At 40.9% G+C, this 20708-nt stretch carries 27 protein-coding genes; 19 read left to right on the top strand and 8 right to left on the bottom strand.

Annotation, left to right across the window (positions count from 1 at the left end):
- Positions 1–94: 94 nt before the first annotated feature.
- The 5 genes from TV75_RS05790 to TV75_RS05770 form a co-directional block, all read right to left on the bottom strand.
- Positions 95–283, bottom strand: coding sequence for a hypothetical protein (locus TV75_RS05790; protein ID WP_052504431.1), 189 nt, complete (start codon positions 281–283; stop codon positions 95–97).
- 284 nt (positions 284–567) lie between these two features.
- Positions 568–1434, bottom strand: coding sequence for a ClpXP adapter SpxH family protein (locus TV75_RS05785; protein WP_253275471.1), 867 nt, complete (start codon positions 1432–1434; stop codon positions 568–570).
- Positions 1427–1828 carry a globin gene (locus TV75_RS05780; protein ID WP_044337678.1) on the bottom strand — a complete coding sequence of 134 codons (402 nt, stop codon included), beginning with the start codon at positions 1826–1828 and terminating at the stop codon, positions 1427–1429. Before TV75_RS05780 ends, TV75_RS05785 begins: the two co-directional genes overlap by 8 nt.
- Positions 1829–2095: 267 nt before the next feature.
- Positions 2096–2740 (bottom strand): lytic transglycosylase domain-containing protein, encoded by a 645-nt coding sequence (locus TV75_RS05775; protein ID WP_044337677.1) that lies wholly within the window; start codon positions 2738–2740, stop codon positions 2096–2098.
- A 52-nt stretch (positions 2741–2792) separates the two neighbouring features.
- Positions 2793–3374: a CYTH domain-containing protein gene (locus TV75_RS05770; RefSeq protein WP_044337676.1), complete on the bottom strand. Its 582-nt coding sequence runs from the start codon at positions 3372–3374 to the stop codon at positions 2793–2795.
- A 128-nt stretch (positions 3375–3502) separates the two neighbouring features.
- Here TV75_RS05770 and TV75_RS05765 point away from each other — a divergent pair, with 128 nt between their 5' ends.
- The 4 genes from TV75_RS05765 to TV75_RS05750 are packed head-to-tail and all read left to right on the top strand — an operon-like array spanning position 3503 to position 6284.
- A complete protein-coding gene (locus TV75_RS05765) occupies positions 3503–3877 on the top strand; it encodes a hypothetical protein (protein WP_044337675.1) in 375 nt (124 codons plus the stop codon).
- 19 nt (positions 3878–3896) lie between these two features.
- Entirely contained in the window at positions 3897–4553 is a 657-nt protein-coding gene (locus tag TV75_RS05760) for a GTP pyrophosphokinase (RefSeq protein ID WP_044337674.1), read from the top strand.
- 18 nt (positions 4554–4571) lie between these two features.
- On the top strand, positions 4572–5369 hold the full coding sequence (locus TV75_RS05755; RefSeq protein WP_034763479.1) for an NAD kinase: 798 nt from the start codon (positions 4572–4574) through the stop codon (positions 5367–5369).
- Positions 5370–5390: 21 nt separating this feature from the next.
- A complete protein-coding gene (locus TV75_RS05750; protein WP_044337673.1) occupies positions 5391–6284 on the top strand; it encodes an RluA family pseudouridine synthase in 894 nt (297 codons plus the stop codon).
- Positions 6285–6374: 90 nt separating this feature from the next.
- On the opposite strand, the gene prpE is transcribed toward TV75_RS05750, so the two are convergent.
- Positions 6375–7112, bottom strand: a complete 738-nt coding sequence (prpE, locus tag TV75_RS05745) for a bis(5'-nucleosyl)-tetraphosphatase PrpE (protein ID WP_044338032.1) — start codon at positions 7110–7112, stop codon at positions 6375–6377.
- Positions 7113–7336: 224 nt separating this feature from the next.
- Here prpE and mgtE point away from each other — a divergent pair, with 224 nt between their 5' ends.
- The 5 genes from mgtE (at position 7337) to TV75_RS05720 (ending at position 13290) form a co-directional block, all read left to right on the top strand.
- Positions 7337–8734 (top strand): magnesium transporter, encoded by a 1398-nt coding sequence (gene mgtE, locus TV75_RS05740; protein ID WP_082051181.1) that lies wholly within the window; start codon positions 7337–7339, stop codon positions 8732–8734.
- A gap of 21 nt (positions 8735–8755) precedes the next feature.
- Entirely contained in the window at positions 8756–10618 is a 1863-nt protein-coding gene (locus TV75_RS05735; protein WP_044337672.1) for a monovalent cation:proton antiporter family protein, read from the top strand.
- A 112-nt stretch (positions 10619–10730) separates the two neighbouring features.
- Complete coding sequence (locus TV75_RS05730; RefSeq protein ID WP_044337671.1) at positions 10731–11216, top strand: DinB family protein; 486 nt, start codon at positions 10731–10733, stop codon at positions 11214–11216.
- A gap of 81 nt (positions 11217–11297) precedes the next feature.
- Complete coding sequence (fabI, locus tag TV75_RS05725) at positions 11298–12074, top strand: enoyl-ACP reductase FabI (RefSeq protein WP_044337670.1); 777 nt, start codon at positions 11298–11300, stop codon at positions 12072–12074.
- Between the two features lie 664 nt (positions 12075–12738).
- Entirely contained in the window at positions 12739–13290 is a 552-nt protein-coding gene (locus TV75_RS05720) for a CotO family spore coat protein (RefSeq protein ID WP_044337669.1), read from the top strand.
- Positions 13291–13337: 47 nt separating this feature from the next.
- Here the strand turns inward: TV75_RS05720 and TV75_RS05715 are convergent, their stop codons facing one another.
- Positions 13338–13823, bottom strand: coding sequence for a CotY/CotZ family spore coat protein (locus TV75_RS05715; RefSeq protein WP_044337668.1), 486 nt, complete (start codon positions 13821–13823; stop codon positions 13338–13340).
- A gap of 128 nt (positions 13824–13951) precedes the next feature.
- On the opposite strand from TV75_RS05715, the gene TV75_RS05710 reads away from it, so the two are divergent.
- From TV75_RS05710 to TV75_RS05670, 10 genes are all read left to right on the top strand, one after another.
- Complete coding sequence (locus TV75_RS05710; RefSeq protein ID WP_044337667.1) at positions 13952–14302, top strand: DUF1360 domain-containing protein; 351 nt, start codon at positions 13952–13954, stop codon at positions 14300–14302.
- Positions 14303–14567: 265 nt separating this feature from the next.
- On the top strand, positions 14568–15035 hold the full coding sequence (locus TV75_RS05705) for a sporulation protein (RefSeq protein WP_044337666.1): 468 nt from the start codon (positions 14568–14570) through the stop codon (positions 15033–15035).
- A 12-nt stretch (positions 15036–15047) separates the two neighbouring features.
- Positions 15048–15518 carry a stage V sporulation protein AC gene (spoVAC, locus tag TV75_RS05700; RefSeq protein ID WP_044337665.1) on the top strand — a complete coding sequence of 157 codons (471 nt, stop codon included), beginning with the start codon at positions 15048–15050 and terminating at the stop codon, positions 15516–15518.
- A complete protein-coding gene (gene spoVAD / locus TV75_RS05695; protein WP_044337664.1) occupies positions 15518–16534 on the top strand; it encodes a stage V sporulation protein AD in 1017 nt (338 codons plus the stop codon). The genes spoVAC and spoVAD overlap by 1 nt, the downstream gene beginning before the upstream one ends.
- Positions 16535–16552: 18 nt before the next feature.
- Positions 16553–16909: a stage V sporulation protein AE gene (gene spoVAE / locus TV75_RS05690; protein WP_044337663.1), complete on the top strand. Its 357-nt coding sequence runs from the start codon at positions 16553–16555 to the stop codon at positions 16907–16909.
- Between the two features lie 15 nt (positions 16910–16924).
- A complete protein-coding gene (locus TV75_RS05685) occupies positions 16925–17617 on the top strand; it encodes a DUF421 domain-containing protein (protein ID WP_044337662.1) in 693 nt (230 codons plus the stop codon).
- Between the two features lie 80 nt (positions 17618–17697).
- The gene (locus TV75_RS21380) at positions 17698–17814 is read left to right on the top strand and encodes a YjcZ family sporulation protein (RefSeq protein ID WP_082051146.1); all 117 of its coding nucleotides are present in this window, start codon (positions 17698–17700) and stop codon (positions 17812–17814) included.
- Positions 17815–18268: 454 nt separating this feature from the next.
- Entirely contained in the window at positions 18269–18526 is a 258-nt protein-coding gene (locus TV75_RS05680) for a stage VI sporulation protein F (protein WP_044337661.1), read from the top strand.
- A gap of 197 nt (positions 18527–18723) precedes the next feature.
- Positions 18724–19002 (top strand): hypothetical protein, encoded by a 279-nt coding sequence (locus TV75_RS05675; RefSeq protein WP_044337660.1) that lies wholly within the window; start codon positions 18724–18726, stop codon positions 19000–19002.
- Between the two features lie 114 nt (positions 19003–19116).
- Positions 19117–20013 carry an MBL fold metallo-hydrolase gene (locus TV75_RS05670; RefSeq protein ID WP_044337659.1) on the top strand — a complete coding sequence of 299 codons (897 nt, stop codon included), beginning with the start codon at positions 19117–19119 and terminating at the stop codon, positions 20011–20013.
- On the opposite strand, the gene TV75_RS05665 is transcribed toward TV75_RS05670, so the two are convergent.
- Complete coding sequence (locus TV75_RS05665) at positions 20010–20684, bottom strand: DUF421 domain-containing protein (protein WP_082051145.1); 675 nt, start codon at positions 20682–20684, stop codon at positions 20010–20012. The two genes, TV75_RS05670 and TV75_RS05665, sit on opposite strands and share 4 nt — an antisense overlap.
- Positions 20685–20708 lie beyond the last annotated feature (24 nt).

Raw genomic sequence — 20708 nt, 5'->3', positions numbered from 1 at the left:
GTGTAAGCTTTCCATTTAGAAAATCCCAGAAGGAATTCCTTATCCTCTGGGATTTTTTTATTTTATTGAACTTTGCAAGTTGAAGGTCCGTCCCTCATTTCATTGATTTGAATCCCCTGAAGCGGTTGCGGTTTCCAAGGGAGTGGAAGAAGAGCAGGAGTGAGAGAAAGAGGATGGGGGATGTTATATAGATCGGAACCAGACGCATGAGCCCGAGTATGTTTATGAAGAAGCTGATCAGGATTAACAAGAGGAGGATTGCGTATTTCATTTTTAATGCCATATCATTTCCCTCCGGTGATAAGTTGTCTTGTATCCATATATATGAATGTGTAGTGTGGAACATGTGTGGATTTTGACAATATTGTGAAATACCATACAAACAACTTGCCAATACAAGTGGATGCGTGATATATTATCAGTGTGAAGTTGATCACAAGCAAACATATACCCCTTTGTTTGACCGTGAAAAATTTCTCCCATCCCCTTTGTTCGTATTGAAAAACCGATGTTGGAAACAACATCGGCTTTTCTTGTTTATGGGCTGATTTTAATATACTGAAATAATTAATCGCTAATATATTTCCAGAAGGTCCCGTGTTTTGCAGGGAGCCTTTTTACTTTTTGCTGAAGTGTCCATTTCTTCATTTGCTTTTCTACTTCTTCTATTGATAAATCATATACAACGGCTATTTCCTTCGACGCCACAACACGATAGTACTTCATGAATACTTCCAGTGGTGGCAAGGGCTGCTTTTCAGGTTTTGCCGCAAGCATCTCTTCAATAATATGAACATACACCTCATATGAATACAATCCCGTAATCTTTAAACCTTCATCTTCAATATTTTCATTAAAGAAGACGAGGGTCGGAATTTCTTCCACTTCCATCTCTGACGTGATTTTAACATCGCATTGAAAGGCTTTTGATGCAGAAGACGAGTTAATATCATTCATGAATTCATTTAGATCAAGCTTGGCTGCCTGTGCACATTCTTTTAGTACCTCAATGTTCGAGATGTCTTGTTTCTCTAGAAATAATCGTTCCTGTAAAAACCGTAAAAAGCGGATTCCCGAATGCTTACCTTGAAGCTCAGCGGCTTTAATGGCAAAAGAAGCAAGATAAGGTGAATCAATCGGATTCTCTATCCATAAGCTTCCGTCACACGACATCCCGGAGCGGCTCGCTGTTTTATCCCATTGTTGAGCTAAATCTTCCTGTTTTCTCTTAGTCGCAATGTTTAATGATGCGAGCTGACCGCTTAAGATATAGCGAATACGAAAGTATTGACCATATTCAATGTGCAGTTTCTTTAAGATTGGTTCAAGCGCCCAGCATTCCGGGCAAAGAGGGTCAACAAACATATATATTTCCAGGGGTTTCTTGTCACGACCACACCCTTTAAGGTGATGCCAGCTGTTTGTTCTAGTCAATGGCAGAACCCTTTGGTGTTTCAGTATTTACCATATGATGGGCGGTTAATACCAGCCTGTGAAAAAAGTCATCCCTCACTGGACCCTCTAGATTGACCTCATCCATTGCCTCATGCATACAGCTTAACCAAGCCTTTGCCCGTTCCTCTGTGATGGTGAAGGGAAGATGCCTTGCACGCAGCATAGGGTGACCATGTTCCTCTGTGTAAAGAGCCGGTCCACCTAAATATTGGGTTAAAAATTGTTTTTGTTTGCGGGCTGTCTCGGTTAAATCATCCGGGAAGATCGGTGCTAACTCAGGATGATTCGCTACTCTATTATAAAAAGCTTCAACGAGCATGGAGAGTTTCTTTTCGCCGATAAGATTATAAGGCATTTGTGGTTTCTCGACCATAAGAATGACTCCTTTTTCCTTAGATTGTATGTTTATTCTAGCAAGCATTTATTTATATCTCAAACAAATCGCCTTACATCAACTTATTATTCCTAAATTAGTGTAGCCTTCTTTCTGGTCTAAATCCTGATTTCATAGAAAATTGTGGGGGATGGTACAGGTGAATTTGAGGGGGGAGTACGTCTATAGGACTATGGTTTTTTCTTGTTCGCCTGAATAAGAAAGTACAGAAGAAAAGACTGACCAGAAAATTAAGGTCAGCCATCATTACCCAAAATAGCGATCGGTCACTTTTTTTACATAGGCAGTGGTTTCTTTAAAGGGCGGGATACCGTTGTATTTATCGACATTTCCGGGACCTGCATTGTAGGCTGCAAGAGCCAGGTGGATATCCCCATTGTATTTATCGAGCATTTGCTTTAAGTACTTCGTTCCGGCAAAAACGTTTTCTTCCGGGTCAAAGATGTTATTCACACCGAGCCCTTTTGCTGTACTCGGCATGAGCTGCATTAAACCTGATGCACCTGCAGGACTGACAGCATTAGGGTTGAAATTGGATTCCTGCTTAATAACCGCTTGAATCAGTTTTTTTGGCAGGTCATACTGATCGGCTGCACGGGATATCATTTCATCAATCTCCTGGGGAGGATTCCAGTTCGGATTGTTCAAAGCGGAAAGTTCACGAAAAGGTGATGAAAGGGGGAAGGCTGTATTGTTTCCCATTGCCTTTTTAACGGCCCCGAGTGTTTGATTTATATTTAAAGGGTTCTGGTCAGTGTGATGAAGTGCCTGATTTAATAGTTGTTGAAATAACTCGCTGGACCCCCCGGTGTTTTGTTGAACGGAAGATACTGTACCCAAGCTGTTTAATGCTTGCAACTCCATCATCGTTTTCAACTGCTGAACATTCATGAGTATAACCCCTCTTCTGGAAGACTTTTTTCATATACTATATCGGTAATGATCAATCTATTTTTAATTTTTCCTGGTAAAAACGTTTAATTTTATTATCCGTTTTCCGAAGTGGAATGTTTAGTTCCTTCAGTAAGTTGAGGAATATAGCTTCACCTGATTTGCGCTCTTTCACTTCATATTCCAGCTCATAGTCTACCTTTTGTAAATATGAACTTTTATCGAAGACCAGGAGCCCGTCTTTATAGTCGGTTTCAGCCCGGCTGGTCGAAAGCGTACCGAAATGCTGAAGGGATTTAATGGGGATTTGAAGGGAAACCAGAGTATCTTTGACTTCTCCATCAGGGAATATCCCTCGATATAAGAGAGATTCTGACTCCTCTTTCGTTAATTTTTGGTTCGTTTCTAAGAGATCTTCATTTAAAGGTGTTTTTAAGGTTAACGTATAAGTCCCATTCTTCTCCCGTATTCTTAATGCAGATTGATTATCCTTTAATTGATAGTGCGGCGTATCAAAATAGTGATTATCTTGAGAGATGAAATCCTCGTCTTTTATATGAAAATGTGAGGTTAATCCCGTAAACTCATTTTGTGTTACTAGATTCTTGAATTCTATTTCAATTTCCTGTGCCATAAAAAGCATCCTTTCATTACATACTATTTCTATTATCTCTTTTATAAAACGCAACTTCAATATTTAGATGAAATGGTTTTCTTATGTTAAAATGATACTGATTGTTTTATGGAAGGATGAAGAAAAGCATGAGGAAAATTGTTCAATTTAAACAAGCTACATTTGAAAACGGTACATTAAACTTACATACGGACCAAACGGACCTCCTGCAGGGTACGACTGCAGCCGGCCAGATCATTGCAGACTCCGATCGATATGCTTTCGTATACTTAGCAGAAAATGAAGAGGAATATGTTTACTTATATCTGGAAGAGTCAATCTGGGCTGAGTTGAAAAAGGCACTGCAAGATAAGGCTGCAGTCATTGCGAAAAGCGGTGATTACTCACTAGAATTGGATCGGTTCAACGAAGAGCTGGACTATCTTGTAAGCAATATAGAAGGAAATGGGAACTACGGTGACGAAATGGTTAAAAAGGTAGAGAGCGCATTTCTAGAAAAGTAGGCGTGTAGAGGTGAGGAGAATGAATCACTGGGAACAATTTTTAGCTCCCTACAAGCAAGCGGTTGACGAATTAAAGATTAAGCTTAAAGGGATGAGGGGAGAATATGAACTTCATAATACTCATTCCCCCATTGAATTCGTGACTGGAAGAGTAAAGCCAATTGCGAGTATTCTTGATAAAGCAAATCAAAAAGGGATTAAGTTATCAAATATTGAAACAGAAATGCAAGACATAGCCGGATTAAGGATGATGTGTCAATTCGTGGAGGATATTCATGTCGTAGTGGAAAAGCTTCGCGGACGCAACGACTTTACTATTATAGAAGAAAGAGATTACGTGACACACAAGAAACAAAGTGGATATCGATCCTATCATATTGTCATTGAGTATCCTGTTCAAACGATCCACGGGGAAAAAAATATTTTGGTTGAAATTCAAATCCGGACTCTTTCAATGAATTTTTGGGCGACGATTGAGCACTCTTTGAATTATAAGTACAGTGGACAAATCCCGGAACAAGTCCGTCTCCGTCTTGCAGGCGCTGCTGAAGCAGCATTCAGACTGGATGAAGAAATGAGCTTGATTCGTGAAGAAATTCAGGAAGCCCAAGTCATTTTTACAAACAAAAAGGAAAAAGATCAGCGGGGGAAAAGCTCTAAACCAAATCAGCAGTGACTTGAAGGGGGTAAATGAATGAAGTTCGCGATTACATCAAAAGGTGATTCAAAATCAAATACATTAATGCACAAAATGAGAACCTATCTTCAGGATTTCAATTTGACTTATGATGATGACCAACCGGATATCGTCATCTCGGTTGGAGGAGATGGGACGCTGCTTTATGCATTTCATCGCTACAGATCCCGTTTAGATAAGACCGCTTTCGTTGGTGTACATACAGGACACCTGGGCTTCTATGCCGATTGGGTGCCGGAAGAGATTGAGAAACTTGTGATCGCCATAGCGAAGACACCTTATCAAATTATCGAATATCCATTATTAGAAACGATCATTCGTTATCAGCATGGGGGAAAAGAAACCCGCTACTTGGCATTGAATGAATCGACCGTCAAAAGCGTAGAAGGGACCCTTGTCATGGACGTGGAAATCAGGGGTCAGCACTTTGAACGCTTTAGAGGAGACGGGCTGTGTTTATCGACACCTTCTGGCAGTACTGCATATAACAAGGCATTAGGTGGAGCAATCATTCATCCGTCTCTTCCTGCTATTCAATTCGCTGAAATGGCATCCATCAATAATCGTGTATTTCGTACCATCGGATCACCTTTGATCTTACCGGCTCATCATACATGTATGCTTAAGCCGGTGAATGGACCTGATTTTCTGGTCACCATCGACCATCTATCTCTTCTTCATAAAGATGTGAAGAGCATTCAATATCGTGTCGCTGATGAGAAAATTCGCTTTGCCCGCTTCCGCCCATTTCCTTTTTGGAAAAGGGTGCATGATTCCTTTGTGGCGGATGAATAACTTAAGGATAGGAAATGTAAGATGAAATACTATACATTAAAATGGGTTATTCCATCTTCCTATGACGGGAAGGCGATGAGAGAGTTTCTAATCGATCAACAGATTTCAAAGCGTACTCTGACTGCTGTGAAGTTTGATGGAGGGGCTATAACCCTTAATGGAAAAGAAGAAAATGTCCGATATCTCCTGAAAGAAAGGGATATCCTCGAGATGAGGTTCCCTGAAGAAAAAGGGAGTGAGTCTTTAGTTGCCGAGGAGATTCCATTGTCAACCATATATGAGGATGATGATGTCCTCGTAATAGATAAGCCATGGGGGATGAAATCCATTCCGACTAAGAATGAGCCGACAGGAAGCCTGGCCAATGCCATAGCCGGTTATTATAAGAAGGCAGGTATTGGTTCAACGGTTCATATCGTCACTCGGCTAGATAAGGATACATCGGGGCTTGTTCTAATCGCAAAACACCGCCACGTTCATCATTTATTCAGCCTTCAGCAGAAGGGGCGGGAAATTAAGAGAACGTATGAAGCTTTTGCAGAAGGCCAGCTGGACACGGATATCGATACGATTGAAGAGCCTATCGGCCGGAAACCGGATAGTATCATTGAAAGAGAAGTGAGGCACGATGGCCGGTATGCCCTGACTCATTATAGAGTGAAAAAGCAGTTCAAGGATTTCGCTCATATTGAATTGAAACTGGAAACGGGAAGAACGCATCAAATCAGGGTTCACATGTCATTCATAGGACACCCACTGGCAGGGGATGATTTGTATGGAGGGAGTGTGGCGTTAATAGGAAGGCAGTCACTTCATTGTAAAAAGCTTTCTTTTTTCCATCCAGTTAAAAAAGTATGGTTTCATTTGGAGGCTGTGATGCCTCGTGATATGCGGATGATGCTTGAAAGACAATGAAAAAAGAGATTCTTTTCGGTTGAAATGAAAAGAATCTCTTTTTTGGTGTGTGGAGGGGGAACAAACACAACCACGAGCACTTGCTGCACATCATTCAAAGCTTCGAAATTTCTCCTCCACAAAAGGCATGGAAGATTCAACACTCACTACTTCGATCTCAGGATATCTCAAAGCAGTCAGCTTCCCGCCAAAGACAGCACCAGTATCAATATTTGCAGTCTTATTAACGATTCGCGCTTCTTTTACCGGGGTGTGGCCATATACAATCCAGGCGTCACCTCTATAGTCAGAAGCCCAATCTCTTCTGACCGGCGTACCGTCCTCGTTCTTCTCACCAGTGATGTCTCCATACAAGACAAATGTTTTCACCCGGTTATTCTTCATTCCGATCAGCTCTTCCTTGATACCTGCATGAGCAATGATCAGCTTGCCGTCATCCAACACCTGATATAATGGGGATCGTTCATACAAGGAGACGAACATATCTCGATAGCGCTCTCTTTCACTGTGGGGAAGGGCACTTAGTTCCCCTACTGTTGTTTCGAGTCCATGGAGAATCTTTACATTATTTCCAAGGAAGTATCGGTAAAGTTTATTACAATGGTTTCCAGGAACATAGTAAATAGCTTTTTTTTCAAATAGTTCATAAACCGTTGTAATAGTCTGAAGTGAGTGATGACCTCGGTCGGTCAAGTCCCCTACACACCCGATAAACCTTCCCTGTGGATGCACGGGGAGACCTGTTGACCAATCGTAGCCTATCTTTATCGTTAATTCTTTGAACTCTTTAAAACACCCATGAATGTCTCCAATTATATCTATTTTCATCGGATCCCCACTTTCCTGTGGCATTTTTCTTTTCTTTTCACGTATTTTATGCCATATTAATGTTTCAGTCTTTCATATCGAACGGATGTTTATTCATATTGTACCAAACGATTTTTTTCTAAAACAAACCGTATCCCATTCATTTCATGAGAGACAATCGACTTAAGATTTGCTAGTATTATTACGACTATATACAATTCGAGATAAGAAGGAGGGTGTATATGATGTCTGAAGTAACTCAAGATCAAGAAAAGGAAAGAGATAAGCAGGAAAAAGAAATGTTTGATGAAGACCTACTCATTAGAGCCCTTCAAGAAGAAGATCTGGATTTATTTCGTTCAGAATTCGTCCATTTACACTCTTATGATCAAGCGAAGTTTTTCTCTAAAATAGAAGAAGATTTACGAAGCCGCCTGTATCATTACCTTTCTCCGGAAGAGATGGCAGAGCTGTTTGAGAGTCTGGATATAGATGAAGAGGATTATCAGGATATTTTAGCCGAGATGAATCCTACATATGCCGCTGAAATGCTATCCAATATGTATGCCGATGACGCGGTAGATGTATTGAATGAGTTGGATAAAGATCAGGTTGTTAGTTATCTAACAATAATGGATGATGAATCAGCCAAAGAAATTAAAGAATTACTGCACTATGAAGAGTATACAGCCGGTAGTATCATGACCACTGAGTTTGTTGCCATATCAAAGAATCAGACCGTCCGATCGGCCATGTATATTCTGAAAAATGAAGCCCCGAATGCTGAAACGATTTACTACATATATGTAGTGGATGATGATAAAAAACTGGTCGGGGTCATCTCTTTAAGGGATCTCATCATCAGCCACGATGATGTGATGATCGGGGAGATCATGAGTGATCGCGTTATGTCAGTAGGTGTCAGTGAAGATCAGGAGACGGTCGCGAGACAAATGAAGGATTATGATTTCCTTGCCTTGCCGGTTGTCGACTTTCAGCATCACTTACTTGGGATCATTACCGTTGATGATATTATGGATGTCATGGAAGAAGAGGCATCTGATGACTACTCAAAGTTAGCGGGTATCGCCGATTTGGATTCCATCGACCGAAGTCCATTTAATGCAGCAAAAAAGCGTCTTCCATGGCTGATTGCATTACTATTTCTTGGAATGTTCACGGCAAGCCTCATCGGGAGATTTGAGGATACTTTAGATAAAGTAGCGATTCTGGCTGTATTTATCCCGTTGATTGCAGGGATGGCTGGGAATACAGGAACCCAGGCCCTTGCCGTAGCCGTCAGAGGGATCGCAACAGGGGATTTGGAAAAGGAAAACAAGATGTCTCTTGTCATCCGTGAAGCGGGAACCGGACTTATTACAGGTACCACATGCGGGATAGTCGTCAGCATCGTTGTCTATGTATGGAAAGGTGAATTCTTCTTAGGAGTCCTCGTGGGAATCTCCGTGCTGGTGTCTTTATTTGTTGCAACATTGGCAGGTACATTAGTACCATTGCTTATGCACAAACTAAAAGTGGATCCGGCCGTTGCTTCCGGTCCTTTTATTACGACGATAAATGATATTATCAGTATCCTGATTTATTTTGGATTAGCCACTTTGTTTATGAATTACTTAATATAGAGAGAAGAGGGGGAGGAATAGATGGAACAACACGCATCTGTTACATCACTTGTCATTGTTATTCTCGTAGCGTTTTTAACTCCCATTTTGCTACATCGGTTTAAATTGAATTTCATCCCGGTTGTAATCGCTGAAATCATTATGGGATTGATAATAGGGAAGAGCGGATTTGATATCGTTCATCAGGACATGTGGTTAGAAACACTGTCTACTTTAGGGTTTATTTTCCTTATGTTTTTAAGCGGGCTGGAAATTGATTTCACTGCTTTTTCAGGAGGGAAAAAGAAAAAAGAACGGTTACCTAATGGGAAAGAAGAACCGAATCGTCTAAAGGTAGCCACCATTATATTCATTGGAATTTTCTTTGTTTCACTTGGACTATCTTATTTATTCGTCTTATTCGGACTTATTGATAATGCATTCTTAATGACCTTAATCATTTCAACGATATCACTGGGAGTAGTCGTTCCTACCCTAAAGGAAGCACATATAATGAAAACGGCCATTGGGCAAATCATTTTGCTTGTAGCCGTAATTGCCGATCTAGTGACCATGATTTTACTGGCTGTGTTTGTGTCCCTTTACGGTGAAGGTCATGGAAACATGTGGCTTCTTCTGATCCTATTTGGTGTTGGGGTCCTCCTATATTTCCTGGCGAAGAGATTGAAGAACAACTCCTTCATCAAAAGTTTATCGACAGGAACCGTACAAATCGGTACACGCGCCGTTTTTACACTAATCATCTTATTGGTGGCGGTATCTGAGACGGTTGGAGCCGAAAATATTCTGGGAGCCTTCCTAGCTGGTGTACTTGTATCATTATTGGCACCGAATCAGGAAATGGTCCATAAGCTTGATTCCTTTGGATATGGATTCCTGATTCCCATATTTTTCGTGATGGTCGGGGTTGAATTGGATCTTGGATCACTGCTCAGCGATAAAAAGATGCTGCTGTTAATTCCATTGCTGCTTCTTGCATTTCTAATTTCGAAAGTCATTCCTGTTTACTTCCTGAAGTACTGGTATGATACGAAAACAACGATTGCTTCAGCATTCTTATTAACATCGACTCTGTCACTGGTAATTGCTGCTGCGAAAATCGCGGAAAGAATAGAAATTATCACACCACAAATGAGTGGTACACTCATTTTAGTAGCCGTGATAACATGTATTATTACACCTATATTCTTCAAAAAGCTCTTCCCGAGGGAAAGTGCAAAAGAGAAAAAGCTTAAGATTACATTCTTGGGGGCGAATCAGCTTACAATGCCGGTTTCCAGGGAGCTTCATTCATCCCTTTATGAGCCAGTTCTGTTTCACACAAAGCAAGATAAGTCTGATCGGAATATTGCCGATTCTTTATTTACCATCAACGAAATTGATAATTATGAGATAGACACGCTTGAAGAGAACAACATCTTCGACTCAGATATCATAGTGATTTCAACAGGGGATGAAGAAATAAATGCAACACTTGCCGTCACGGCTAAAGAATATGGCGTCAATCGCGTCATCGTAAGGGTTGAGAGTCCAGACTTACATGAGACTCTGCGAGAACAGGACATTGAAGTATATTCCGTCTTCTTGTCAACGAAAGCCTTATTGCGGGCACTGATTGAATCACCATCTGTGATGAATATCCTTACTAACCAAGAAACTTCCCTTTATGAAATCCGGATGTTGAACAGTCAGTTCGAAGGCATGACCCTCAGGAAATTTCCTTTCACTGGAGACGTTATCTTTGTTCGGATCTTTAGAGGAAAAGACTCCATTGTTCCGCACGGAGATACGGAACTTCACATGAACGACCGCTTGATTGTGACCGGTTCTAAAGAATATGTAGATGAACTGAAACGCGAGCTTGAATTCTGTGAGTATTGCTAAGAAATAATCAACTTCCCAAGAAATTTTTCTTGGGAAGTTTTATTTTTTAGAGGAGTTTACCCTCTTACCACTAATATTTAATAAGAGAGAGATACTAAAGGGAGGCATGAAAATGTGGGAAGCTAAAGTATTTGAAATTAGGGATAGGGTGAAAGGAAGCTTCATGGATGTTCCTGTTGAGAAGCTGAATGAAAAGCCTTCGTCAGAGGAATGGAGCATAGCGCAGATTGTTCTCCATCTGGCTGGAGCTGAAAAAAGATTTTTAACTTTGGCTCTCCAGTCAGCGGAGAGTCAATCGGGTACATGTGCAAACAGAGCGGATCTATCTGTGTTTGATGATTTATCTATGAAATTGAAGGCACCAAACGAACCATCCTCTGAATCCCAAAAAAAGGAAGATTTAATACTAGCCTTAGATGAATCCCGTTCATTCACCACACGCTTTCTGGAACTATATACGAAAGAGAGCTTGAAAAGTCGATCAATGAACCATCATCGATTTGGAGACATGCCGATATGGCAAGTGTTAGAGCTTCTCGGTAAACATGAACAGAGGCATTTAGTTCAAATAGAAGAAGTTAAAAGGCGAATCCTGTAGGAATTCTTCTTTTCTTTTGTAGTGGATTACTGTAGAATTAGTATCAGGTACTAATAACATGTATAAATTAGGAGGATTATAATGACTCTTTCATTAAAAGGTAAAACATATGTCGTTATGGGAGTTGCAAATAAACGCAGTATAGCATGGGGAATTGCCCGATCATTACATCAATCCGGTGCACGGTTGATCTTTACATATGCAGGGGAGCGTTTTGAAAAGGGAGTCAGAGATCTTGCCTCCACTTTAGAAGGCGGTGAAGATTCACTTGTTCTGCCTTGTGATGTAACTAGTGATGAGGACATTGAAAAATGTTTTGCAACCATTAAAGAAGAAGTAGGGGTAATCCACGGACTGGCTCATTGTATTGCATTCGCCAATAAAGAAGAGCTGGCTGGAGATTATATGAACACAACAAGAGACGGATTCCTTCTGGCTCACAACATCAGCTCTTATTCATTGACTGCGGTGGCTAAAGTGGCAAAGGATCTTATGACTGAGGGCGGAAGTATCGTTTCCATGACGTACCTTGGCGGGGAGAGAGTGATGCAAAACTACAACGTAATGGGTGTAGCGAAAGCATCTCTTGAAGCAAGTGTGAAGTATCTTGCCAGTGATCTTGGTAAGCATGGTATTCGTGTGAATGCCATTTCTGCAGGACCGATCCGCACCCTTTCTGCTAAAGGTGTAGGTGACTTCAACAGCATCCTGAAAGAAATCGAAGAACGTGCTCCACTTCGCCGCAATACCACACAAGAAGAAGTCGGTGATACGGCTGTATTCCTCTTTAGTGATTATTCAAGAGGCATCACAGGTGAGAACCTGCATGTAGACTCCGGTTATCATGTATTAGGTTAAAATAAATAGTACAGAACCCAGGTTGCAGAATTTTCTTGTAGCCTGGGTTCTTTTTGTTTGCCTTTTTTTGTAAGGTTTGTTGCTACTGTAGAGAAGAAAGTAATAGTTGATTTCCGCTCCAGGATGTTCGCTTTCCGCGGGGCTGGCGGTGAGCCTCCTCGGCTGCGCCTCCGGGGTCTCACCTGTCCAGCTATTCCCGCAGGAGTCGAACATCCTTCCGCTCACTTTCTGAGTATGAATCCAAACAATTAAAACAATCTTTTTAGCAAACAATCTCATTTAAGGTAATAGAGATGACTGTCTTAAGGAAGAAGAATTATTTTTTTCTGTTATTTTGTTTTCTTGCACACCATGAAGCTCTGTCATAAAAACTCTGTTAAAGATGGTGAGGGGAACTGCGCAGACTCCTGCGGAAGTACGGACGTGCCGAGACCCCGGAAGCGAAGCTGAGGAGGCTCGGCCGAACGTCCGCGGAAAGCGGAGCAGTTCCCCTCACCTCCAGCACAAACTAATTGACAGAGCCTGAACCTTGACAGAGCTTATTAAAAAGCAACTATCACTGCGAAAAGAGCGTTATGTTTTTATAGCATTTTCAGGAGGCTTACAAGAAACTCATAGGCGCTTCCTGCATACATATAAATGTAGAATGAATGGAGGGATAGGATTGAATAGACAGAAAAAGCCACTATTATATATACATCAGCCCAAATTGAATGATGTGAAAAGCAGCATGCAAGAAGTGTATAGAGGATCATCGACAAGAAACGTTCAACCTAAACAAGTAGAAAGAAACGTCCGGCCTGTGGAAAGGAAGAACGCTGAGTTATTTGAAGCTGCTCCTTTAGGGAAGTTAAAACAGCCTGAGTATCATACTATTGTAAAAAGAGAAACTGAATCCGTAAAAAAAGAGGCATCTAAGCGGGAAGAACCAAAACCCATTCACAGCGACTTAGGAAAAGAGCCTTCACATGACGGGTATTTTAAACCACTGACTCCTTTTAAAGACCTGGATATGGATGGGAAGATTGAGTATATGGAGCAGAGTATTATGGGAAGGGCACCATTTCCATGTGCGTTTCAGACAGAAGAAGGGGTGTATCGTGGTGTATTAACCAGTGCGGATAGTGCATCCATTGATATTAAAACGTTTCAGGGAGAAGAAATCACTTTAAAAAGAAATTCAATAAAAGCGATCAAGATCATTGGATTGAAATAAAAGAAGCCAGCCGGAAATTCCGACTGGCTTTTTGTTCTGGTTCCTTATTAGTCACAAACGCCTTCTACTCGAACATCATCGATACATTGGATAGCACAGAAGCAATCCAGATCAACTGTGATACAATCTCCAGTTAATACGTACTCGAAGTTATTGTTTAACCCCATCAATTCGTCTTCAGATTCTACGTCTGCACCTGTAACGTGAACTTTCTTCAACACTTGAAGTGTCGCACAGCAGTCGTCAAATACATTCTTCACTCGGAAGTAAGGCGTTTTCCAGCAATAATGTTTAGGGTGTACCTTGAATAGGTCTCCTTTTTTATTGTAGAGTTTGAAAACACGAGTATTTGGTGCATTTCCAACTGGACTTACTAAAGATCCTAATGGCTCAAGAAAACAATCATTTTTACAATCAAAACAGTCTTGATCTGCTGCATCTTGAACATCTTTAATAGCTCGAACAGCTAGGCATACACAACCGCGATCTCTTGCACCTGCAATGTCATCTTTTCTGTAATTTCCGCAACCCATAAGAATTTTCCTCCTTAAATAATTTTCACTACATTAATAACATATTGTAGGAGAGGAAATTGGGTAACGGACAAATGCCCCTTTTGACTAAATTGGGCTGGATATTAGCAAATAAAAGGAGTGGGAGTATGGGGATACTTGACATCATTATCTTAGGGCTTGCTGTGTTTAGAATGACTCACCTCATCGTCTTTGACAAAATCACGGAATTTTTACGATCTCCATTTTTTGATGAAGTACCGGAAATGTCGGAAGATGGGGTGGAAGAAATCTTTCTTTTACCTAAAAAAGGTGGAATAAAAGGGTTTGTAGGGGAACTATTATCATGCTATTGGTGTACAGGGATGTGGGTTGCTGTATTTCTATATGTAGGAAATATTTTCATTCCTGTATTTTTCACCCCGGTGATAACAGTATTGGCAGTTGCTGGTGTCGCTTCTGTAATAGAGGCGGCTGTCCAAAGTTGGATAAGGGAATGAAATTTAGGTAATTAGTGGAAACAAGCTTACCTTATTTCACATACAATGAATGCAAGGGGGATGGTAAAGGAGGTCGATTATGATGAAGAATACTTCAGTAAATACCAAGAAACCAACCAATACTCCCATTAAGAAAAAGGGCTGCGGTTGTGGAAAAGCAAAGAAAAGATAAGACTGCTCATATTGGGCAGTCTTTTTTTTTTTTCATAAAATCTGACTTTAAGAAAAAAATAAAAGGTGAGTACAAACAAAAGAGGGATATGTCATGAACAAAAAACAAATCATCTGGCCAATTGCTTTACTGGTTTTGATAGGCTGCGCCAATAAAGAAGATGGAAACGATAGCAAGATTGCGCTTATGAAGAAAACCGATCCACCACCTATTGAGTTAGTGGATAATCCTGAAACAGATAGCTACGGCCACGCCATCAAGCGAGAAATTTCGAAAATGAAAGAGCTTTATGACGTAGCGGTCATACAAGGAAAAGAAGAAACGCTCGTTGTATACAAAGTGAAGCACTTACAAAGATTCCATATGAAGAAAATCGAAAAAAAGATGGATCAATATCTAGAAGATAAGTACTCAGGTGAAGACTTTATTTTATCCAGTGATTACAAGATATTTCTTGAAACGATCCGCCTAAAGGAAAAACTTAGGAGGGGTTCAATTTCAAAGAAGGACGCGGAAAAGAAGTTTCAGGAGATCGTAAAGCTTCAAAAGGAAAAAACGTAGGAGGAATGTTTTGTGGGGAAAGTACCAAAAACACCCGAGCAGAAAAAGTATGAGCAGTTAGAGAAACAATATGAAACAAAGCGCCCCCTACTGAAAAATATCATCAAGGCATTCTTTGTTGGGGGCTTCATCTGTTTAATCGGACAGGCCATTACGTATATGTACATTTATTACTTCAACTTTACTGAGCAGACCGCAGGAAATCCAACCGTTGCAACGATGGTATTTATAGCAATGCTACTGACAGGATTTGGGGTCTATGACCATATTGGCCAATTTGCCGGAGCTGGTAGTGCGGTTCCGGTAACAGGATTCGGGAATTCTGTTATTTCAGCAGCCATCGAACATAAAACAGAAGGATATGTTTTGGGGGTTGGCGGTAACATATTTAAACTGGCGGGTTCCGTTATTGTATTCGGAGTATTTTCTGCTTTTGTCGTTGCATTAATCAAGACGATCTTAATACAACTGGGGGTGATATAATGCTTCAAGGTTCAAGGTCATGGGTATTCCCTTCACATCCCGTCATACTGTCTACCGGTGTCGTTGGTGGACCCTTTGAAAAGAAAGGGAACTTAGCTGCGGACTTCGATCAGTTTTACGATGACCTGTGGATGGGCCAGAATACGTACGAAAAAGCCAATCGAACACTCATTGAAGATGCCGTTCAAATCGCCCTGGAAAAACAGTCTCTACAAAAAAGCGATGTACAGTTTTTCTTGACGGGGGATTTAATTAATCAAATTACCCCATCAAGTTTTGCTGCCAGAACCAACGGAATTCCTTACTTCGGATTATTCGGAGCATGCTCGACATCCATGGAGGGTCTGGCGTTATCTGCATTCCTGGTTAACTATCATGGAGCTCATCATATTGTGACAGGGGCATCAAGCCACAATTCCGCAACAGAAAGACAGTTTCGCTACCCGACTGAATATGGAGGTCAAAAGCCTCCGACAGCACAGTGGACCGTGACCGGTGCCGGGTATGCGGTAATCGGAGAAGGAGCGTCAGTCAATACGCTTGCACCCAGAGTTACATCTGCGACCATCGGCAAGGTTATGGATATGGGGTTGAAAGATCCCTTTAATATGGGAGGAGCCATGGCACCAGCCGCTGTGGATACCATAGCGGGTCACTTTCAAGATCTGGGCAGGGATCCTTCTTATTACGACCTGATCATCACTGGAGATCTTGCCAAGATCGGTCGGCAGACGGCAGTTGAAATGTTAAGGGAAAAGGGCTATAACTTCTCGGATCATCAGTTTCAAGATTGCGGATTGCTGATATATGGAAATGATCAGCCAGTCCAATCTGGAGCAAGTGGCCCAGGGTGTTCAGCTACCGTCCTTTATGGACATCTATTAAATGAAATGAAAAAAGGAACTTATAAACGCATCTTGGTTGTGGCGACGGGAGCTTTGTTATCACCCCTGACATTTCAACAAGGGGAAACGATCCCCTGTATTGCTCATGCAGTTTCCATCGAATATATGTAAAGGAAAGGAGGAAACGAAGTGTTAGCGATGTTTTTTTGGGCCTTTACAATAGGCGGGATCATTTGTGTGATTGGTCAATTGCTGTTTGATGTAGCTAAATTAACACCGGCTCATACACTAAGCTTACTCGTTGTGGCCGGGGCGGTTTTTTCAGGATTTGGTTTATATGAGCCTCTCATAGATTTTGCCGGAGCAGGCGCGACAATCCCAATAACGAGCTTTGGCAACGCCCTGGTCAATGGTGCCATGCAGGAATCACAGGAACACGGGATAGTGGGAGTCCTTACGGGTATGTTTGAAGTGACAAGCTCCGGGATCTCCTCCGCAATCATATTCGGCTTCATTGGAGCTCTCCTTTTTAAGCCAAAAGGATAATAGAGGTGAAGATTGATGCCTGAGTACTTAGAGGTGGCATTACGCAGTATATTCATTTTACTTTCCCTATTCGCCATTACCAAATTATTAGGGAAAAAACAGCTTTCTAAACTCTCCTTTTATGAGTACATTACAGGAATCACGGTTGGAAGCATTGCAGGAACGCTCTCGATGGATCTTGGCCTGCCATTAAGTGAAGGTCTGATGAGCATCCTCTTATGGTTTGCGTTCCCACTCCTGTTCTCCTATTTGTCACTGAAAAGCATTCGGTTCAGAAGATTTGCTGAAGGAAAACCAACCGTATTTATTAAAGATGGAGAGATTGATGAGAAGGCTTTAAAAAAAGAACAGTATTCCGTGGACGAACTGCTGGAACAATTGAGGAAAAAAGATGTTTTCCGTGCTGCCGACGTAGAGTTTGCAACACTTGACACCAATGGGGACCTAAGTGTTTTACTCAAAAGAGAAAAGAGGCCCCTTGTTCGGGAAGATTTATATAACATCTCACCAAAGTCCACTCCTCCACAGGCCGTCATTTCAGACGGGAAAATAGATGCAGCGGCCCTGCGGGAAGTTGGATTTCCCCTGCCCTGGTTACAAAAAGAGCTAACCAAAAGACAATTGCAGGTTGAATCCATTTTCCTTGCCCAGCTGGACAGTGAGGGAAATCTCACCTTCGACTTGTATAATTGGACAAACACACAATAAATTATCGAAAAGCCCATACGTTCACCTCTCTGTTTACATATGTTATAAGAGACTAAAGGTAAAAGAGAGGTGATACTAAAATGTATGGATATGGTTACGGTGGCTGCGGTTATGGCGGAGGCGGTTATGGTTCGACTTTTGTATTGATCGTTGTGCTTTTCATTCTTTTAATTATCGTTGGAGCTAGCTTCTGTTAGAAAGGGGTACAAAAGGCAGAATCCTCATAGGAGGGATTTTGTCTTTTTGTTTTATTGGGGGAAGCGTCACTTTGAGAATTATGGATAAGTTTGAAGTGCCAGTAAAGGTGATGGAAATAAACGTGGTGAAGTTGAACCGGTAGGAAGTCGATAATAAAAGGGCCGAAGTCGATAATATAATGCCCAAAGTCGATAATAAATCAGAAAAGTCGATAATATAATGCCCGAAGTCGATAATATGTGACCAAAAGTCGATAGTAAACATTCTTATGGCCACTAAATTCATTTACCATACCAAAGAGATTTTCAACCTTCAACGATTCCTCCAAAAAAATCGTGTAAAGACGATCTAAAATAAATAAAAACATCCTCAACCTTCAAAAGAATCAATTCATAATCACGCTCCTGGGTTTTTTACATATGATGCTTATAGTTAAAAGGAGGCGTGAAGGAAATGAATAATAACTTTTTTAAGAATTTAGAGAAGAAGACAGGCGTTAACATGAACGAAGTGTTAGAGCTTGCGAACTCATTACAAAATGCAAACTTCAAAGATGAAGCAACGGTCAGAAGCGTCATTAAACGCGTATCCAAAATTGCCAATAAACCTGTAAACAAGGAAATGGAAAATAAAATAGTGCAGTCGATTGTGAATGATGGAAAGCAATTAGACTTTGGAACCATTTCCAATATGTTAAATAAAAAGAAATAAAGATTTATCTAAAATAAAGGAGAATGGACATAAAGATGTGCTCAGGCACGTATTTTATGTTAATTCTCCTTTCTTTTTATTGTGTACGTTCTCACGTTCTACACCTCCCCTCAGAATCTCAGCAGGCAAACGGATAGCCACCAGAAAGTTTATTGCAGAACCTTAAATGGGTATTTACTAACAAGGGGGTAATGAAAATGGGATATATCGCTCCAATTCCTCACCATCAATATAAACAGTATCAAGAGCGTGAATTAAAGGTTGAAAAGCATCCGTTCACCTTTCTCCCCGTCCAACCAGTGAAGCCAATGAAAAATAAATCTCAAGCTCATCCTGAAGAGACAGGAACATCCAATCATGTATATCGATCAAATCAACGCAAAACTTCATATCAAACATTCACTAAACCGTCCATCCCGTCAAATTTATTTGCCCAGTTAACAGGAAAAGGAAACCATATTAACGAATATGTATAAGAAGTTTAAGGGGGGCATATATAGGCAAATTGAAAAATCCCAAAAGGAGCAGCCTTCCTTAGAGGTTTTTTATTTAACTGATCTTGAGCCCCTGACATATCTGGAGGTAATGACTTGAAACTACAAAGCCTTACTGAGCACTGCTACGCATTTACAGGAAGCGTTACGATAGGTTACTGCGTGAAAGAGGGAAAAGGGCTCCTTATTGACAGCGGACTGGATGATTCTTCGGTGAAGAAAGTGATCAAAATCCTAACAAACGAAGGCCTGCCCCTGAATTATTGTGTAATCACCCATGCCCACGCAGATCATTTTGGCGGAGCTCACTACCTGAAGAAAAAAGACGGCCTCCAATTATTTGCTCCTAAAATAGAAAAAGCGATTATAGAGAATTCGATCCTGGAGCCCATTTATTTATTCAATGGTGCTAATCCCATAAATGAATTGAGAAATAAATTCCTCGAGGGCCAATCAGTGGGGATTGATGGTGAATTGAATGTTGGTCAAAATACCATCGGGCCTTTCACTTTTGAAGCTATTGACTTACCGGGACATTCATATGGTCAGGCGGGACTGCTTGTTGATGATATTTTATATGCTGCGGACAGTTATTTTGGAAGGGAGACATTGGAGAAGCATGTGATTCCGTTTATTATTGATGCGGATCAAACCCTGGATTCATTAAAAAAACTCCTTCACATTACATGCAAAGGAGCAATTCCAGGTCACGGAAACTATGAAGAGAACTATGTTGAAACGGTCCAAGAGAATATCGATCTTCATGAAGAACGAATGAACTCACTTCTCACACTTGTGAATGAGAGTTCAGAAGGTTGTTCCTTTGAAAAAGTAGTAAAAGAGTATTTGCAATTACATAAAATAGCTGTATCGAATGTGGGGCAATGGCTCTTGTTCAGAACGTCGGTGACGGCTTATCTTACCAGTCTTGAAAGAAAGAACCTCCTATCCTTCGCGATAAGAGAGAATGAACTCATCGTTATGCCCCATTAATACCCTTGAACTAACAGGCTTTCTCCTTCTTCCCATTCGGCGTATAAAACATCTTCGGAAGAGAGGTAGCCTTGTTTTTTTATTTCATTCAACAGCCAATCCTCCTTCTGCTCGGCTAGCTTTAAATTATCATAAACGATTTCTCCGTCCACGATTAAAGATAGTGGGAGAGTAGCTGTTTTCGCAGGGATATTCAGGTCTTGGCGCTGAACGATTTCATAAAGGGGCTTTCTAATGACACTTAGTGTACCGTCAGACTCTAATAGGGCATATTCACATTCCCTGACTGAAAAAATATCTTTAGCACGAAGTAAATGCTGAAGCTGATTAAGATCTAAGTGATTCTTCTTGAGTTCATCAAAGTTAATCTTCCCTTTATTAATGATCAATGCAGGTGTTCCTTCCAGCATATGGCGGAATCGTCTCGATTTCTGAGTAAAATACTCCGTGAAAAAGATCAAGCTGCCCCAAATGAAAATAGCTGTAAGGATCGGAAGCACACTGACTTTGCCATCATAAAGGGAGTTACCTACAAGTTCACCTAATATTAAAGCTGAAATGAAATCAAAAGCAGATATCTGTGTGATTTGAGTCTTACCAAGGATTTTTGTAAGAATTAATAAGGCAAAATATCCTACGATTAACTCGACGGCAATCGACATGAATTCCATAAGGATCCCCCTTCCCATACACTA

It is taken from the genome of Rossellomorea aquimaris (genome assembly GCF_000935355.1).
GTDB classification, from domain to species: Bacteria; Bacillota; Bacilli; order Bacillales; family Bacillaceae_B; genus Rossellomorea; species Rossellomorea aquimaris_B.
Note: the sequence above shows the minus strand (reverse complement) of the source record. Positions and strands in the feature narration are given on the sequence as shown.

Coding starts and splice junctions, on each gene's coding strand:
- TV75_RS05790 (WP_052504431.1), bottom strand. CDS start 283: ATGGCATTAAAAATGAAATACGCAATCCTCCTCTTGTTAATCCTGATC.
- TV75_RS05780 (WP_044337678.1), bottom strand. CDS start 1,828: ATGGTCGAGAAACCACAAATGCCTTATAATCTTATCGGCGAAAAGAAA.
- TV75_RS05775 (WP_044337677.1), bottom strand. CDS start 2,740: ATGAATGTTCAGCAGTTGAAAACGATGATGGAGTTGCAAGCATTAAAC.
- TV75_RS05770 (WP_044337676.1), bottom strand. CDS start 3,374: ATGGCACAGGAAATTGAAATAGAATTCAAGAATCTAGTAACACAAAAT.
- TV75_RS05765 (WP_044337675.1), top strand. CDS start 3,503: ATGAGGAAAATTGTTCAATTTAAACAAGCTACATTTGAAAACGGTACA.
- TV75_RS05760 (WP_044337674.1), top strand. CDS start 3,897: ATGAATCACTGGGAACAATTTTTAGCTCCCTACAAGCAAGCGGTTGAC.
- TV75_RS05755 (WP_034763479.1), top strand. CDS start 4,572: ATGAAGTTCGCGATTACATCAAAAGGTGATTCAAAATCAAATACATTA.
- TV75_RS05750 (WP_044337673.1), top strand. CDS start 5,391: ATGAAATACTATACATTAAAATGGGTTATTCCATCTTCCTATGACGGG.
- prpE (WP_044338032.1), bottom strand. CDS start 7,112: ATGAAAATAGATATAATTGGAGACATTCATGGGTGTTTTAAAGAGTTC.
- mgtE (WP_082051181.1), top strand. CDS start 7,337: ATGTCTGAAGTAACTCAAGATCAAGAAAAGGAAAGAGATAAGCAGGAA.
- TV75_RS05735 (WP_044337672.1), top strand. CDS start 8,756: ATGGAACAACACGCATCTGTTACATCACTTGTCATTGTTATTCTCGTA.
- TV75_RS05730 (WP_044337671.1), top strand. CDS start 10,731: ATGTGGGAAGCTAAAGTATTTGAAATTAGGGATAGGGTGAAAGGAAGC.
- fabI (WP_044337670.1), top strand. CDS start 11,298: ATGACTCTTTCATTAAAAGGTAAAACATATGTCGTTATGGGAGTTGCA.
- TV75_RS05715 (WP_044337668.1), bottom strand. CDS start 13,823: ATGGGTTGCGGAAATTACAGAAAAGATGACATTGCAGGTGCAAGAGAT.
- TV75_RS05710 (WP_044337667.1), top strand. CDS start 13,952: ATGGGGATACTTGACATCATTATCTTAGGGCTTGCTGTGTTTAGAATG.
- TV75_RS05705 (WP_044337666.1), top strand. CDS start 14,568: ATGAACAAAAAACAAATCATCTGGCCAATTGCTTTACTGGTTTTGATA.
- spoVAD (WP_044337664.1), top strand. CDS start 15,518: ATGCTTCAAGGTTCAAGGTCATGGGTATTCCCTTCACATCCCGTCATA.
- TV75_RS05685 (WP_044337662.1), top strand. CDS start 16,925: ATGCCTGAGTACTTAGAGGTGGCATTACGCAGTATATTCATTTTACTT.
- TV75_RS21380 (WP_082051146.1), top strand. CDS start 17,698: ATGTATGGATATGGTTACGGTGGCTGCGGTTATGGCGGAGGCGGTTAT.
- TV75_RS05680 (WP_044337661.1), top strand. CDS start 18,269: ATGAATAATAACTTTTTTAAGAATTTAGAGAAGAAGACAGGCGTTAAC.
- TV75_RS05675 (WP_044337660.1), top strand. CDS start 18,724: ATGGGATATATCGCTCCAATTCCTCACCATCAATATAAACAGTATCAA.
- TV75_RS05665 (WP_082051145.1), bottom strand. CDS start 20,684: ATGGAATTCATGTCGATTGCCGTCGAGTTAATCGTAGGATATTTTGCC.